The 442-nt window shown below is 46.2% G+C and carries 1 protein-coding gene; it reads right to left on the reverse strand.

The annotated features are described in order from the left end of the window. On the reverse strand, nt 1-442 hold a 442-nt coding region (locus KJQ99_RS09790; RefSeq protein WP_214150723.1), incomplete at both ends, for an aryl-sulfate sulfotransferase.

Genomic DNA, 442 nt, shown 5'->3' on the forward strand with positions numbered 1-442 from the left:
GGTAAGATCGTACAGCGGGACACCATCATCATCGACAGGGGTTAATAAGTATTGCTTGAATTCGTCAGACCAATTCTCATGGTTCGCCATAATAAAGCGCAGTTCGCCGGAATCCACATTTACGCCAAAAATCGCGCTCTGATGTCGACCGGAACAGATCAGCAAATTGTTGGGTTCATTAATATAGCTTTGGTTGATATGCAGCCAGTCATCCATTGATACGTCCTGACCTGGCGCGCTTCCGGAAGGACGCGGCGATCTTGAATAATCCATCACATACAGCATATCGTAATAGGCGACTTCAAGTCCGGTAGATAAGTTAATAATAGAAACGCCATCTTTCCCGGTTGAGTAACCATCTGGCCGTCCATTGCTATATTCTGAAGGCGCAACTGCCAGATTGTTCTCAATGGGAAGAATGGAGTGATGGAACTCATTGTCG

Origin of the sequence: Campylobacter sp. 2018MI13 (assembly GCF_018501135.1) — a bacterium.
In the GTDB taxonomy this organism is placed as follows: Bacteria; Campylobacterota; Campylobacteria; order Campylobacterales; family Campylobacteraceae; genus Campylobacter_E.